Here is a 15883-nt window from a genome sequence, read left to right as displayed (position 1 = left end):
ACATCGTCTCATGGTAACTTACCGTTAAACTTGGATCCGAACCCGTTATCTCATTCTCAGTGTCCGTTAACATAAATACTCCAAAACCATCACTGTCTGCATCACAATACTCTAAGGGTAAGGGGGTATTCGCTATTATTAGTTGTCCTCCTATAATTTCCCAACTACATGTGGTTGTATTAAAACTAGCCGTTTCATCACATAAAAGGTCAGTAGGTTCTACAGGTTGAGTTCCTAAAATATCCCATGAACATGTAACGTCATTAAAAGCTGTCGTTTCCCAACATTGTAATCCTGTAGGTGCTGTCGGTTGAGTTCCTGAAACGTTCCAAGAACATGTGATATTATTAAAAGTTGCAGTTTCCCAACATTCTAAAGTAGGTTGCACTGGTTGTGTGCCTAAGATGTCCCAACTACATGTTGTCGTATTAAATGAAGTTGATTCCCAACAGTCTAATCCTGAAGGTTCAATTGGTTGGGTTCCTGTAACCTCCCAACTACAAGTCATCGCATTAAAATTAGCCGTTTCCCAACACTCTAACATTGGTGGTTGTGGCTGAGTACCTAAAACATCCCAGCTACAGGTTGTAGTATTGAAAGCTGTAGTTTCCCAACATTCTAATCCAGTAGGTTCTATAGGTTGAGTTCCTGTGACTACCCAACTACAAGTGGTATTATTTATGGTTGCGGTTTCCCAACACTCTATCATTGGAGGATTAGGAACTTGAGTTACAGATATCGAATATGTTGTTGAAAAGGTTATGCAATCATTGTTACTAAGGTTTGATTGAAACTCTGCAACCTTAGCTCTATAATACGTGGTAGTTGCAACTCCAGTAAGAATTAAATTTTGATTTGTAGCACCAATAATATCTGTCCAAGTCATTTCATCCGGACTTTCTTGCCACTGATAATAATGATCATTAAAAACAGAATTGTCTGGTGTTGCAGTTAAGGTTGTTGAATAGGGTGTCTGACTACTGCATAAAGTAACAGAACTGTTATTTGACGGATCAGTTACAGCAATGAAATCACCACAACTTTTAAAAACAATATCATCAATAGCTAAATCATTACCACAACCACCAGAACCATTATTGATCATTTTTAAAATAATTGATGTTTGACTAGGAGTAGTCTGAAAAGCTAAGGCATACTGCTGCCAATTAGGAGTGTTAGAACTTCCAATATTCCCTGTATTCCCTGAGGCCAATAAATTAGTATCTGTATTATCCCAAATTTCAAATCTAACGTTCACCGGAATTGCTCCAGCACCACAAAATCCTCCAGCAGGTGTTAAATTAACAATCCACGATGAAAATTCGTAAGATGTATTTTCACACAATCCATTAATAGATGTTCTATAAAATTCACCTGCAGTAAAATTAGAATTTACTACCAACATTCTACCATTCACATCACTTGGTGTATGATCCTGAATGTCAAACCAATCAAAATAATTTGTATTACTTGAAACCGTATATAAACCATCAAGTGGATCACCACCGTTTGCATAATTATAAGTTGTTGTTCCAGCTGGCAAAGGTGTGTCAGTAAGACCTGTTCCAAAGTTCTCTATAAAAATTGGATCTCCAGAGTTTCCTTGGCAAAACCCAAGTTGAGCATGTCCTATTTCCGAAGAAAAAAAAATGCTGAAAATTATGATTACATTAAGATTATTTAAGTACTTTTTCACGTATCTATGATAGAAATATTATGCCCAAAACAATGTAATATATAATAATATTACAAAAATCGTCATCAAAAAAACAACTATAACGTTTTCGTATAGCTTATGTATAGGTTAACTCATTTTTTTAAGAAGAATAGGAAGAAATCAATATTGCTTTTGGCAGTCTTATTAGGTTATTTTTTTTGTTTACCAAACGAGTTATTTAAGGATCCAACAGCGACAGTTATTACGTCTAAAAACAATGAATTATTAGGCGCACAAATTGCTGCTGATGGGCAATGGCGATTTCCTCATAATGATAGTATTCCAGAGAAATTCAAAATCTGTATTGTACAGTTTGAAGATGAATACTTTTACAAGCATCCAGGTTTCAATCCTGTTTCAATTTTTAAGGCATTAAAAGATAATATCAGTTCTGGTGAAGTGAAACGAGGAGGTAGTACGCTCACACAACAAGTCATTAGGCTTTCTAGAAAAGGCCAATCAAGAACCTACTTTGAAAAAGTAAAAGAAATTATTTTAGCTTCTCGTTTGGAGTTCCGTGATTCTAAAGACGATATATTAGCCTACTATAGTAGCAATGCTCCTTTTGGTGGAAATGTTGTTGGACTAGATGCTGCAGCTTGGCGATACTTTAATCGAGATGCACATCAATTGTCTTGGGCAGAAAGTGCAACTTTAGCAGTACTTCCAAATGCGCCAAGTTTGATATATCCAGGGAAAAATCAAGAACGCTTATTAAAAAAACGAAATCGATTACTAAAAAAACTTCTTGAGAATGAAATAATTGACCCTCTAACCTATGACTTATCATTAGCAGAAAACTTACCTCAAAAACCTTATGCCATACCTCAAATTGCTCCACATTTACTTCAGAAAGTAGCGCAATCAAATAAAGGAAAACGGATACAAACAACTGTCGATACAAAGCTGCAAGAACGCGTGAATCACATTGTAAAAAATCAATATAATATTCTAAAGCAAAACGAAATTCACAATGCAGCTGTATTAGTTTTAGATGTTCATACAAGAGAAGTGCTCGCTTATATTGGAAATTCGCCGTCAGATCGCGCTCATCAAAAAGATGTTGATATTATTGACAAACCTAGAAGTACAGGTAGTATTCTAAAACCATTTTTATATGCAGCTATGTTAGATGCTGGAGATTTATTACCAAATACGTTGGTTGCAGATATCCCTTCACAATTTGGAAGTTATAATCCTGAGAATTTTAATAAAGAATTTGATGGTGTAGTGCCTGCAAGTAGAGCGTTATCGCGTTCATTAAATGTTCCTGCAGTAAGAATGCTTCAAGATTTTGGATTGGATAGATTTCATCACTATTTAAAACAGTTACAACTTAAGGATTTAAAATATAATGCCAATCATTATGGTTTATCGCTCATTCTTGGAGGAGCCGAAAGTAATCTTTGGGATTTATGTAAAAGTTATGCTGCTTTATCATCAACATTAAATCATTTTTCTGAAACATCAAGTGAATATTATACCAATGAGTTTGCTGAACCAACGTTTATGGTTTCAGAACCTGTAGATTTCGGAAAAACATCAACGAACAAAACACTTTTTGATGCTGCTTCTATTTATTTAACTTATGAAAGTTTAAAAAAGGTAAATCGACCTGAAGGTGATGAAAGTTGGGAGTTTTTCGATGACTCCAAACAAATTGCTTGGAAAACAGGCACAAGTTTCGGATTTAGAGATGCTTGGGCAATTGGTTCCACCAGAGATTATGTTGTTGGCGTTTGGGTAGGTAATGCAGATGGTGAAGGTCGACCTGGATTAGTTGGCGTACAAACTGCTGCTCCTATTCTTTTTGATGTGTTTGACATCTTACCAAATAGCGATTGGTTTGCCAAACCATTTGATGAAATGAAGGAAGTTAGTATATGCTCTAAAAGTGGACATCGAGCGTCTTCAATTTGCGACGATACGGAAGATGCCTTTATTCAGATTAGTGGGTTAAAAACCGAACCTTGTCCGTATCATATTCTTGCTCATGTTGATGCAACAGAAACTTATCAAGTGAACTCTTCTTGTGAAGATTTAAATGCAATTAAGCATAAACCTTGGTTTGTGTTGTCTCCACTAAAGGCTTATTACTACAAAACAAAAAATCCGTTTTATAAAGCTTTACCTAAATTGCGATTGGATTGTATGGGAGAAAATCAAGTAGTTATAGATTTTATATATCCAAAAACAAACAATTCGGTTTTTCTACCAAAGGATTTCGACGGAAAAACGAATGATTTAATTCTAAAAATAGCACATTCAAAACCAGAATCGAGTGTGTATTGGTATGTAGATGAACTTTATATCGGAACGACAAAAGACATTCATGAATTAGCTATTATTCCAAAAGCTGGACAACATTTGATTACTGTTGTTGATGAATTTGGGAATGAAGCTAAGCGCAATATTTCGATCTCAGAATAAAAAAAGGCGCTCGATTGAGCGCCTTAAAATTTCATTTGAATTCATATTATTGTTTGCCAAGCATCAATAACTCATTACAAACAACTTCTGTAATGTATCGCTTTTGACCTTCTTTATCATCATAGCTTCTTGATGTCAATTTGCCTTCAATAGCAATTTCTTTCCCTTTGGTAACATATTTCTCTACAATCTCTGCAGTTTTTCCCCAAGCCACAACATTGTGCCATTGTGTGTCAGTCACTTTTTCGCCTTGTGCATTTTTATAGCTTTCATTAGTTGCTATTGAAAATTTAGCTAATAGTTTTCCTGATTCAAGTTTTACGATTTCTGGATCGTTTCCTAAGTTACCAATTAATTGTACTTTGTTTCTTAACGTATTCATAAGATAAGGTTTTAAATATATTGAATGTCATTAGTTCGATTCAACAGTGCAAATATGAAACAGCTTGCAAATATTAGTCGGTTGTTACCTGTTTAAATTCGTTTGTAAATATTTGTTGTCGTTTGTAAACGGATAATAAATTTTTAGTACATTGCGTTATGCGCAAGTATCTCAGCTATTTATACCCACTTACACGTAAAGTAAAATCTACGTATAGTGACACTTTAGAAATCACTTGGTATAACGGAAAAAAACACCTCAACACCAAAAATGCCAACTATTCTTATGGTTCATTACAAGCCATTTTAAAGTTTGGACTAGAGAAAATTGATCTTAAAAACACGAATTCAATTTTACTTTTAGGCCTTGGTGGTGGAAGTGTTATCGAAACCCTTCGACAAGATTTCAACTATCAAAAACAAATAACAGCAGTAGATATAGATCCTGTAATTATAGACATTGCAAAAACTGAATACCAACTTGAAAACAATTCAAATACCACTATTATTTGTAACGATGCACTCCATTTTATAAAAGCTAATACACACAAATTTGATCTTATCATTATTGATTTATTTATTGATATTAAAGTTCCCAAACAATTTTTAGAACTATCGTTTTGGAACGATGTTGTGAATTCGAAATCTTCAAATGGCGTCATTTTATTTAATGCCTCCTTAGAAGACAAAAAAAGTAATCAATTAAAAGTGGTAATCGAATTTTTAAAAACAAAAGTCTATAAAGTCGATGTATATGATAAGGTAAATAACACCAATACTGTCATCATTTCGCAATCATTATAATTAAAAAACGGATAAATTATGGAAAAAAAATGTCCAGAATGTGGCGATAAAATCGTTGGAAGAATTGATAAAAAATTCTGCAGTGATGCCTGTCGTAATTCTTATAATAATACGATAAATAAAGACAAAAAAAATCTGATAAGAAACACTAATAATTGGTTGCGAAAAAACTATCGTATTCTTGAAGCTTTAAATCCGAATCAGAAAACCAAAGTCTCAAGAGCCAAATTAATTGAAAAAGGGTTTGACTTCAATTACTTTACAAGTATTTACACCACCAAAGCTGGAACCATTTACTATTTTGTTTATGATCAAGGCTATTTACCACTTGAAGGCGATTATTATGCCTTAGTGAAACGCGAGAGTTAATTGTAACTATTTGTGATTATTCCATACTGATATTGTATAAAACCTAATTAAATGAGTGGACCAATTATCGTTATCATATTTTTTTGTGTTGTCGCAATTATTATTTTTTGTACCTATTATTTTAGTGCAAAAAATGTTATCATTAGAACACTTTCAAAGATTCCAAACAAACCAGCTTCAAGTTTAAAAACCAATGAGCTTTCAAAAGTAAGCGGTAAAGCGTTACATGTAAAAGAACCTCTTATTGCTCCATATTCGAAACGTAAATGTGTGTTTTACCAAATTGTTATTCAACAAAAAGTAAGTACAGGTAAAAGTTCACATTGGAAAACGATAATAGATGAGGAACGTTCTCAAGAATTTTTTATTCAAACGAAGCATGATTTTATTATTGTTTCACCAAAAGAGAATCCAAAAAACTACAAATGCCATTTAGTAAAAGATCAAAGTCAAAATTCAGGTACATTCAATGATCCCACCCAAAAGTTTATCGCGCTTTTACAACACTATCATATTGATCATACTACGCTATTTGGTTTTAATAAACGACTAAGATATAAAGAAGGCGTTATTGAAATAGGTGAGGAAGTTACTGTTGCTGGTATTGCCAAATGGAAAACATTAAGCGAACCAATGCCTGACTATCCATATTCAAAAATTGCGACCTTAGAAAGTGTCGATAAACAAAAGATTATTATTACTGATTTGCCCGAAGTAAGGCTGAAACGACCTTAGTCTATTTCCAATTTTGTCCTTTTAATTCTATAGCAGCTTTCAAAACATCTTTCTGACTAATTTGCCCAACTAGTTTACCATTTTCGACAATTGGGAAACGACGTATTTTAGAATCTAAAAACTTATTGGCAGCGTCAAAAATATTCATATTACCATCGATGGTTTCCACGTGTTTTACCATTCTATTTTCAACGGTATGTTGTTCCATTGGCATATTATAGTATCGGCTTTCACTTATTTGTTTTAAACAATCACCTTCCGAAATAACACCAACCAATTCGTTGTTACCATTAACTACTGGACCACCAGAAATCTTATACCTGATAAGCGTTTGAATCACTTCTTCTACCGTTTGCTCTGGTTTAAAAGTGATTAATTCACGAGACATATAATCACTTACTTTTAAAGCTGCAACTTCAGTTGTATTCTGTTGCTGCTTTCTTGCACCTTGAAAACTTTTAATACCCATACCTGATTTTTTAGTGTTGAATTTAAAGTTACTGAAAATAAGTGAATTATGCTAAAGCAATAAAACAGGTCAATTATTTGTAAATTTGGAATCCATTAAAAACAATGAATTGAAACAAAAAATTAGCATTATTGGTTGTGGTTGGTTAGGGTTTTCGCTAGCCATATCTTTAGTTAAAAAAGGGTATCAGGTAAAAGGTTCAACAACAACTTATGAAAAAATAAAAGCTTTACATTCAAATAAGATTGAAGGCTATTTAGTTGAATTATCTTCGGAAGGTATCACTGGTGATATAGAAAAGTGCCTTGCCGATTGCGAAACTTTAGTCCTTAATATTCCACCAGGTTTAAGAAAAAACCCTAAAGCAAATTATGTGAAGCAGATGCAACATATTTTACCTTATGTTGAAGCGTCTTCAATTAAAAATGTATTGTTGGTAAGTTCAACTTCTGTATATGATGATCAAGTAGGTTTTCCTGTAATTTCTGAAACAAGTCTAACATCAACAACATCTCAAAATGCCCAACAACTTATGTCTGTTGAAGAATTATTTCAACATAATATAAATTTTAAAACAACAATAGTTCGCTTTTCTGGATTATTTGGAGACGATAGACATCCTGCAAAATTTCTATCAGGTCGCAACAACATAAAAAATCCTCATGCACCAATAAACTTGATTCATCAAATTGATTGTATAGCCATCATTGAAACAATTATAAAACAAAATGTTTGGAACGACACCTTTAACGCTTCAACGTCTTCTCACCCTGAAAAAAAAACCTACTACACGTCAATTTGTAAAGCTCAAAACTTAGCGTTACCTAATTTTGATAACACTCAAAAAAGTAAGGGTAAAATCATAGATTCAACAAAACTGGCACGTGTTTTGGATTACGAGTTTAAAATTAAACTATAACAATTAGCATCTTTTTAAGATACTATTTTGTTTATTTTTTTAGTTTTGACACACTGAATAATAACGATTATGAAATAAGCCATAACAATTCTTGATACCAATTGAGATATTTTGGTGGCGAATTACATCTGACAGATAAAAACAAATACCTATAAACTGATGAAAAAATTACTTTGCCTAGTTGTTTTAATGACTTCAATGAGCATAACAGCGCAAACAAAAACTGAACTTTTAAAACACTTTGAAGGTTATTATAAACAAATGAAAGACCAAGGAGATGTTCAAGGTGTAATTAATGCCATGACACATCTTAATGTGCTTCAGCCAAGTCAACAACGATTAGACACTTTAGCCTATATCTATGTTTCAGAAGGACGAAATTTAGAAGCTTTAAATACTGTTGGTATTGATAATAATGCAACCGATTCAAATATTAGTACAGAAGTAAAAGCACTTGCTTTAAAAGCATTAAATCAACCTAAACGTGCACTAGTCTTTTACGAAGTTTTGTTTAAAAAAGCTCCTAATGCATATTTAGCTTATGAAATTGCAGATTTAAAAACGCAAACTCAAGATTTAGCTGGTGCAAAAGCTAGTGTCGATTACGGACTAGTTAATGTAAAAGATGATATGAAAAAAGCCTATTATGAAACCCAACAGCCTTATGAAGTTTCAATGAAAGGTGCTTTAACGTATTTAAAGGCTTTAATTCTATTTAACATGAATAAAACTGATAATCTAGATCAAGCTGTTGGTTTATTAGATCAAGCTATTGCCATGGATGCTAACTTTAATTTAGCTCAAATAAGTAAAGATGCTTTACTCGCAATAAAAAATCCTAAGAAGGAATAACAAACTCATATACACATAAAAAAAGCCTTTTGTAAATTACAAAAGGCTTTTTTTTATGAGGCTGAATTTGATTAGAACTTATAGCTCAAACCAAGAGTCCAGTACGTTTGTAAATCATTGTCAACATTATCGAATGTTGGTACTGCAACACTTGGATCTACCATTACTGCTTGAGCCGCAGCATATTGTCCAAGACCATAATTAAGTGCTTCCTGCTTGTTGCTTCTTAAACCGAAATCGAAACCAACACCAATCATTTTCCAAAGGGTATATCCAAAAGAGTTGGTCCATTGCCAGTTTGATAAATCTCCACTTTTATAACTCTGAAAAGCAGATAAATTAGATTTGAAATTTATTGCTCCAATTTGTCTTGTATAATCTGCTACAATTTTAGCACCTAAAGACGATTCAAATACACTATTGTTATCAGCAAAAACGAAGTTATAGTTTAAAGGATGAACTACTACTACTAAATTTTCAATAGGTAACCATGTGAAACCAACACCAACATCTAAATATCCAGGATCATTGAAATTGTCTAATAATGTTGTTCTGTATTCCATTAATGTAGATACAGCAAGTTTTTTAGTCAAATTTCTACCGTAAAGTGATGTAATATTAAATACATCTGTTGTTGGATTAAAATTGTCGTCATCCAACTCTGTGTCTTTATTATCTAATTTTACCCAGTTTAAATTTGCAGTTAGCGAGTTTCTCCAAAAGTGTTTTTCTTCAATTAAATTGGCATAGCCGTTAAATGTAATTCCGATACTTCCTGAAGCGTTATTAGGAGCTCCTTGAGAATACCAATTACTGAAATTAGATAAATTTCCTCCAATAGTACCAAATGCTCCTATTCTCCATCCTGGTAAAGCATCTATCTGAGCTTGTAATGCATCTGCTTCAGCTTGAGCTGCATCTGCTGTAGCTTGTTTCTCTGCTTTTTGAGCTTGCAATTCTTCTTTAGTTTGAGAAAAACCAAATACCAATGATAGCATCAATACAGATGTTAAAAGTAATCTTTTAGTCATTTTTTTTGTTTTAAAATTGATTATTAAATGCAAATATAATTCATTAGTCAATTGAACACCAATAAATTATATAATATAGATTGTTTCTATGTAGCCTTTTGACTCATTTTTTTATTATAAGTCACTAAGTAAGTACATTTATTTTTTCTTTTTGAAAAGAGGAACGGAAGAACAGGCTTCACCATACATTATAGATTTTGCTATAGGTTTTAACTTTTCCGAAAGAAAAACATAAGCATTTTCTGGTACTGGTTTGTTAGAGCAGCCTTTTATAATAATTGGTTTGTCCTGATAACTTCCAAGATCTAACCCATTTATAATATGTTGGTAAATAGACGACTCTAAAGCATTTAAGTCACCTATAATTGTTTTTTTAGAAAACGAGGCTAATTCTATAGTGATTAGCATATAAGCCCAAGCAGGAACAATGGCATCTGTAGAACAAATTAAAGCTACATATTGATTTTGATGTTGTGACCAATCGTACGATTTGACATGTTGTCTAAACTCTTTTTCACGAAGCACAAATCCTTCATAGAGCCAATCTTTAATATCAAATAGCACACGTTTACCTTGCGGATAAAAATCTTCTAAATCAATAACAACTAGTTTGCTTTGTGCAACTCTATTTACGATTTCATCTGCCATTTTATAACGCGCTTAAAGCATTCCTAATTCTAGTTTTGCTTCATCACTCATAAGGTCTTGACTCCAAGGTGGATCGAAAGTGATTTCAACTTCAGCAGTTTTTACATCATTTAAAGATTTCACCTTTTCTTCAACTTCTAAAGGAAGTGTTTCCGCTACTGGACAGTTTGGTGTTGTTAAAGTCATTAAAATTTTAACTTCGTAATCTTCGTTTACAAATACATCGTAAATAAGACCTAATTCGTAAATATCTACTGGAATCTCTGGATCGAAAATCGTTTTTAAAACTCTAACAATTTTTTCTCCTAAAACATTGGTATCTATAGTCGTTTCCATATTAATTTAATTGTGTTTGGTATGCAATGGCATACATCTTTAATTGTTTTATCATACTTACTAAACCATTGGCTCTGGTAGGTGATAAATGTTCTTTTAATCCTATTTGATCAATGAAATCAGTATCTGCTTCAATAATATCTTTTGGACGTTGATTTGAGAATACTCTAATTAGAATAGCTATGATTCCTTTGGTAATAATGGCATCACTATCTGCTGTAAATGCTATTTTATCACCTTTCAGATCAGCATGTACCCATACTTTACTTTGACAACCTTTAATGATATTGTCATCTGTTTTATAATGCTCATCAATAAGTGGTAAAGTCTTTCCAAGGTCAATCATATATTGGTAACGCTCTTCCCAATCCTCAAACATGGCGAACTCCTCAATGATATCATTTTTTATCTCTGCAATAGTCATTATTTTTCTTTAATTAAGCTTTCAAAAATTATATTACAAAAATACAACATCTCTACTGTTTAGCTACAGATTCCTTAATAGATAACACTTTATCAACAAATAATGCAATTGGTTTTGGCGGATTACCATGATCGAAACCATTTGATACGTATGTGTTTTCATTTAATTCAATTGTTAGCCTTGCCATTGCTGCTGCATCATACTGAAACGTTTTTGATGGTGGTTCTAAAGAAGGGATGGCTTCAATATCTAAATTGTTATATAAAGACCTCAGTTCTGAAAGTTGATCATCAGTCAACATGTGTCTATTAATCTCATTTAAATCTCTATCATTAGTATATTTAAGCACGTTGCCTTCAATCCATATAGTTTCAAAAAAACCTCTAGTTGAAGCTCTATACGTAATGTTCATGGACTCAGCTTGTCTAGATTTAGACATCATCTTCTCATTAGCTAATATTAGGGTAGCTTCATCGTTTTTAAGACTTAATTTTCCGTTTGATATTTCAAAAGCATTAATCTTCGCTAAGGTTTTAAACATTTTTTGTTCAATGGCATTAGCTTCATCGTCACACATCATTCTTGTAGCTCCCATTTCAGAAAAGGAAATGGCATTTCCATTTGTTGTATAGGTTCCAAAAAAACGATTACAACCTGCAAAACCTGATACTTTGTTTGCCTTAGTGTCAAATTTTAAGGTAAGCTCATCAGTAATATCAGTAGCGTCTAATTGTTCTATAACATAAGTTCCTGAAATTATTTCGTTTGTTGTCATAACAGTAGTATTGGCTGTCGTTGCGATATCTTGTGAACTTCCACAAGACTTTAATATAATCACGCTTATTAAAATTGCTAGATGTTTCATGACTTTAAAGTTTTATAGTTTATATATCATATTACAAAAAGGAAGCCAAACTTTTAGGACAACATCATTTTTGCCTTTCTTACACCTGAAACTAAAGCGTCTATTTCGGCTTTAGTATTGTAAAAAGCAAATGAGGCTCTTATGGTTCCAGGTATCTTGTAAAAATCCATAATTGGTTGTGCACAATGATGTCCTGTTCGGACAGCAATTCCCATTTTATCTAGGATTGTTCCAATATCATAAGGATGAATACCTTCAATATTAAAAGAAATAACAGATGTTTTATGTTCTGAAGTCCCGTAAATTGTTAAACCTTCTATGTCTAGAAGTTGTTGCGTACCATAATCTAAAAGCTCCTTTTCGTAAGCTTCTATATGTTCAAAACCGATAGTGTTCATATAATCTAGAGCAGCTCCAAAAGCTATTCCTCCACAAATATTTGGCGTTCCAGCTTCAAACTTATGAGGTAAATCGGCATAGGTTGTTTTTTCAAATGTAACTTCAGCAATCATTTCTCCACCGCCTTGATAAGGTGGTAATTTGTTTAACCATTTTTCTTTTCCATAAAGCATTCCAACACCTGTCGGACCACAAATTTTATGAGCAGAAGCAACATAAAAATCAACATCTAAGGCTTGTACATCTGGCACTAAATGTGGACAAGATTGTGCGCCATCAATTAAAACTGCAGCTCCAACTTGATGTGCTTTTTTTATAATTATTTCAATTGGGTTAATCGTTCCTAAAGCATTTGAAATATGGTTAACGAAAACCAATTTTGTATGTTCAGAAAGTAGGGTTTCATAATCACTTAAGATTAATTCGCCTTGTTCATTCATAGGAATGACTTTCAATTTCGCTCCTGTACGTTCACATAACATTTGCCAAGGCACAATATTACTGTGATGTTCTAGGGCAGAAACTAATATTTCGTCTCCTTTTTTTAATAGTGAAGAAAACCCATTTGCAACTAAATTAATACTATGTGTTGTTCCCGAAGTCATGATAATTTCATGACTGTGTTTTGCATTAAAGTGCTTTTGAATCTTACTTCGTGATTGTTCATACAAATCAGTAGCTTCCTGGCTCAGTGTATGAACACCTCTGTGAATATTGGCATTGTGATTTGAGTAATAATCTACAATGACATCAATAACTTGTTGTGGTGTTTGAGACGTTGCAGCATTATCAAAATAGACTAAAGGTTTTCCATTTACTTTTCTTTGAAGTATTGGAAAATCTTTCCTTATGGTTTCAACATCAAAATTTGTATGTTTTAAGTCTGTATTCATTACAAATCAAACCCAAGATTAACACCTAGTTTGTTAGCAATAATCTTAGTGATACGTTGTTTTATTTCAGGAATCTTCACAGAATCTAATACATTATTACTAAACGCAAACATGAGTAATGCTTTAGCTTCCTTTTCTGGAATTCCTCTTGATCGCATGTAAAACATAGCGCTTTCATCTAACTGACCAATAGTACAACCATGAGAACATTTCACATCATCTGCAAAAATTTCTAATTGTGGTTTTGTATTAATTGAGGCATTATTACTTAACAAAATATTGTTATTTGATTGAAAAGCATTGGTCTTTTGTGCTTCTTTGTTTACATAGACCTTGCCGTTAAAAACACCAGTAGATTTATCTGCAAAAATCCCTTTATAATCTTGATGACTTTCGCAATTAGGTTCTATGTGATGTACTAGTGTATTGTGATCTACATGTTGTTTGCCTCCAATAATTGTAACACCATTTAAGGTAGAATCGATGCGCTCACCATTTTGAAAGAAATTAAGGTTATTACGTGTTAATTTTCCACCAAATGAAAAGGTATGCACTGAGGCATGACTTTCTCTTTTTTGTTTAACAAATGTATTATCAATAAGCGATGCATTTTGATTGTCATTTTGGATTTTATAATAATCAACTATCGCACGTTTATTTGTAAAAATTTCTGTGACACTATTTGTCAAAACAGGATTATCGGTTAGACTTTGATGGCGTTCAATAATTTGAACGTGTGAATTTTCATCAACCACTATCAAGTTACGCGGTTGAAGCATTAAAGCCGATTCATTTCCCGTAGAAAAATGTAATATTTGAATTGGTTTTTCAACCACTTTATTCTTTGGAATATGAATGTAAGCACCTTCTTGCGAAAATGCAGTATTCAATGATGTAAGACTATCTTTTGTAGCTGCTTTATTAAAATAGTTTTCAATAAGAATTCTATATTTTGGTTTTGATAAGGCCGCAGACATCAAACATACATCAATCCCATCGTGTGTGGTTTGAGATAAGTGCGATGAATATTTTCCATCGATAAATACAATCTTATAACTGTCGATGTCGTGAATGAAATACTTCTTTATATCACTATATTCTAATGCATTTTCGGTCTTTGGAAACACACTATAATCATGTTTTAATATACTATTAAGAGATGTATATTTCCATGCTTCGTCACGCTTTGAAGGAAAGCCCTTGTCCTCAAACGTTTTTATTGCCTCACATCGCACATCATGAACTGGAGCATCTACATCTACTGTATTCTCGAAAGCCATAAATGACGATACTAATTTATCTTTTAAATCCATTTTTTTTAGTCTTCAGTTTGCAAAGTTTAAGTCGTTTGTTACGGTATAAAATATACCTAATTACTTATACTAAGCATTCACTTCTTCTTTTATCCAATCGTAGCCTTTTTCTTCTAGCTGATGCGCTAATTCTTTGGTTCCCGATTTTACAATTCTCCCATTGTGCAATACGTGAACAAAATCTGGAACGATATAATCTAATAAACGCTGGTAGTGCGTAATGACGATTACAGCGTTGTCTTTACTCTTTAATTTATTGACACCATTGGCAACAATTCGCAAAGCATCGATATCTAAACCAGAATCTGTTTCATCTAAAATTGCCAATTTAGGTTCTAACATAGCCATTTGAAAAATCTCATTTCGCTTTTTCTCTCCACCAGAAAAACCTTCATTAAGAGAACGTGATAAAAACTTACGATCTATTTCTAGCATTTCAGCTTTTTCACGAATCATTTTAAGCATTTCATTTGCTGGCATATCTTCTAAACCTTTTGCTTTTCTAGTTTCGTTAATAGCAGTTTTTATAAAGTTGGTTACAGATACACCTGGAATCTCAACTGGATATTGAAATGATAAGAAAATACCTTTGTGAGCACGCTCTTCAGCTGCCAACTCATCAATATTTTCACCATTTAAAAGGATTTCTCCTTGCTCAACTTCATATTCCTCTTTACCAGCAATAACGGAAGCTAATGTGCTTTTTCCAGAACCATTTGGTCCCATAATAGCATGAACCTCACCTGGTTTAACTTCTAAATTAATTCCTTTTAGTATGGCTTTATCGTCAACACTTGCGTGTAAATCATTTATTTTTAACATAGTATAAATTTCAATTATTCTGTCTTACTTTCTCCAAGTTTAATGACATCGTTCTCGTTAGATTCGTATTTTTTTACGTTTTCAATCTCTTTAATATCAATTTTGAATGGCCAACCTTCTTCGCCTTCTGGTTTTGGAATCAGCTTTCCTCTTACCTGAACAGTTACATAGTCTGTTGGTTCATCTTTAAAAGATTCTGCCATTGTATTTAACTCGTGCATTTTTTCATTAATAACAACACCATAGATGTCATTTCGAGTTTGTAAAACCGCTGCGTCTGCGAAATAAATAAACTGTCCGACCATTGTTTTTAACCCATCATTTTGTTTGGCTGATCTTCCGTTTTCATCAACTGGATTGATTTTTTGCGTTTCTGAAACTTTTTCTGTTTTAGTGTCATTTTTACAACCTGTAAATACACTAGCGACTAAAAAGAGTGTAAGTATTTTTTTCATTTTATAATAGTGATTGAATTA

General features: G+C 32.8%; 17 protein-coding genes and 1 pseudogene. 6 read left to right on the top strand and 12 right to left on the bottom strand.

Annotation, left to right across the window (positions count from 1 at the left end; genetic code table 11):
• A pseudogene (locus VOI25_RS03785) lies at window positions 1-1696 on the bottom strand (hypothetical protein); the annotation flags it as partial.
• 99 nt (window positions 1697-1795) lie between these two features.
• Here VOI25_RS03785 and pbpC point away from each other — a divergent pair.
• Window positions 1796-4147: a penicillin-binding protein 1C gene (gene pbpC / locus VOI25_RS03780; protein ID WP_323787616.1), complete on the top strand. Its 2352-nt coding sequence runs from the start codon at window positions 1796-1798 to the stop codon at window positions 4145-4147.
• 46 nt (window positions 4148-4193) lie between these two features.
• Here the strand turns inward: pbpC and VOI25_RS03775 are convergent, their stop codons facing one another.
• Window positions 4194-4529, bottom strand: coding sequence for a single-stranded DNA-binding protein (locus VOI25_RS03775; protein ID WP_323787615.1), 336 nt, complete (start codon window positions 4527-4529; stop codon window positions 4194-4196).
• A gap of 158 nt (window positions 4530-4687) precedes the next feature.
• On the opposite strand from VOI25_RS03775, the gene VOI25_RS03770 reads away from it, so the two are divergent.
• Genes VOI25_RS03770 through VOI25_RS03760 form a run of 3 tightly spaced genes read left to right on the top strand, consistent with a single transcriptional unit; the run spans window position 4688 to window position 6436 of the window.
• On the top strand, window positions 4688-5332 hold the full coding sequence (locus VOI25_RS03770; protein WP_323787614.1) for a fused MFS/spermidine synthase: 645 nt from the start codon (window positions 4688-4690) through the stop codon (window positions 5330-5332).
• Window positions 5333-5350: 18 nt separating this feature from the next.
• On the top strand, window positions 5351-5701 hold the full coding sequence (locus VOI25_RS03765) for a hypothetical protein (protein WP_323787613.1): 351 nt from the start codon (window positions 5351-5353) through the stop codon (window positions 5699-5701).
• 51 nt (window positions 5702-5752) lie between these two features.
• Window positions 5753-6436 carry a GIDE domain-containing protein gene (locus tag VOI25_RS03760; protein WP_323787612.1) on the top strand — a complete coding sequence of 228 codons (684 nt, stop codon included), beginning with the start codon at window positions 5753-5755 and terminating at the stop codon, window positions 6434-6436.
• A gap of 1 nt (window position 6437) precedes the next feature.
• On the opposite strand, the gene VOI25_RS03755 is transcribed toward VOI25_RS03760, so the two are convergent.
• Window positions 6438-6905, bottom strand: a complete 468-nt coding sequence (locus VOI25_RS03755; RefSeq protein ID WP_323787611.1) for a CBS domain-containing protein — start codon at window positions 6903-6905, stop codon at window positions 6438-6440.
• A 109-nt stretch (window positions 6906-7014) separates the two neighbouring features.
• Here VOI25_RS03755 and VOI25_RS03750 point away from each other — a divergent pair, with 109 nt between their 5' ends.
• Both VOI25_RS03750 and VOI25_RS03745 read left to right on the top strand, forming a co-directional pair.
• Window positions 7015-7824, top strand: coding sequence for an NAD(P)-binding domain-containing protein (locus VOI25_RS03750; protein WP_323787610.1), 810 nt, complete (start codon window positions 7015-7017; stop codon window positions 7822-7824).
• 159 nt (window positions 7825-7983) lie between these two features.
• Window positions 7984-8676 (top strand): hypothetical protein, encoded by a 693-nt coding sequence (locus VOI25_RS03745; RefSeq protein WP_323787609.1) that lies wholly within the window; start codon window positions 7984-7986, stop codon window positions 8674-8676.
• A gap of 71 nt (window positions 8677-8747) precedes the next feature.
• Here the strand turns inward: VOI25_RS03745 and VOI25_RS03740 are convergent, their stop codons facing one another.
• The 9 genes from VOI25_RS03740 to VOI25_RS03700 form a co-directional block, all read right to left on the bottom strand.
• Window positions 8748-9707, bottom strand: coding sequence for a DUF3078 domain-containing protein (locus VOI25_RS03740; protein WP_323787608.1), 960 nt, complete (start codon window positions 9705-9707; stop codon window positions 8748-8750).
• A 138-nt stretch (window positions 9708-9845) separates the two neighbouring features.
• Window positions 9846-10355: a DUF2480 family protein gene (locus VOI25_RS03735; protein ID WP_323787607.1), complete on the bottom strand. Its 510-nt coding sequence runs from the start codon at window positions 10353-10355 to the stop codon at window positions 9846-9848.
• Between the two features lie 12 nt (window positions 10356-10367).
• The gene (locus tag VOI25_RS03730; RefSeq protein WP_323787606.1) at window positions 10368-10691 is read right to left on the bottom strand and encodes an iron-sulfur cluster assembly protein; all 324 of its coding nucleotides are present in this window, start codon (window positions 10689-10691) and stop codon (window positions 10368-10370) included.
• Window position 10692: 1 nt separating this feature from the next.
• Complete coding sequence (locus VOI25_RS03725) at window positions 10693-11115, bottom strand: SufE family protein (protein WP_323787605.1); 423 nt, start codon at window positions 11113-11115, stop codon at window positions 10693-10695.
• 52 nt (window positions 11116-11167) lie between these two features.
• Window positions 11168-11980, bottom strand: coding sequence for an META domain-containing protein (locus VOI25_RS03720; RefSeq protein WP_323787604.1), 813 nt, complete (start codon window positions 11978-11980; stop codon window positions 11168-11170).
• Between the two features lie 53 nt (window positions 11981-12033).
• On the bottom strand, window positions 12034-13272 hold the full coding sequence (locus VOI25_RS03715; RefSeq protein WP_323787603.1) for a cysteine desulfurase: 1239 nt from the start codon (window positions 13270-13272) through the stop codon (window positions 12034-12036).
• On the bottom strand, window positions 13272-14585 hold the full coding sequence (gene sufD, locus VOI25_RS03710) for a Fe-S cluster assembly protein SufD (protein ID WP_323787602.1): 1314 nt from the start codon (window positions 14583-14585) through the stop codon (window positions 13272-13274). Before sufD ends, VOI25_RS03715 begins: the two co-directional genes overlap by 1 nt.
• 69 nt (window positions 14586-14654) lie before the next feature.
• Window positions 14655-15407 carry a Fe-S cluster assembly ATPase SufC gene (gene sufC, locus VOI25_RS03705; protein WP_323787601.1) on the bottom strand — a complete coding sequence of 251 codons (753 nt, stop codon included), beginning with the start codon at window positions 15405-15407 and terminating at the stop codon, window positions 14655-14657.
• A 14-nt stretch (window positions 15408-15421) separates the two neighbouring features.
• Complete coding sequence (locus tag VOI25_RS03700) at window positions 15422-15862, bottom strand: hypothetical protein (protein ID WP_323787600.1); 441 nt, start codon at window positions 15860-15862, stop codon at window positions 15422-15424.
• Window positions 15863-15883: the final 21 nt, after the last annotated feature.

This window comes from Psychroserpens sp. (assembly GCF_034670085.1).
Taxonomy (GTDB): Bacteria; Bacteroidota; Bacteroidia; order Flavobacteriales; family Flavobacteriaceae; genus Psychroserpens.
The sequence above is the reverse complement of the archived record's forward strand: the minus strand, read 5'-3'. Positions and strand labels throughout refer to the sequence as shown.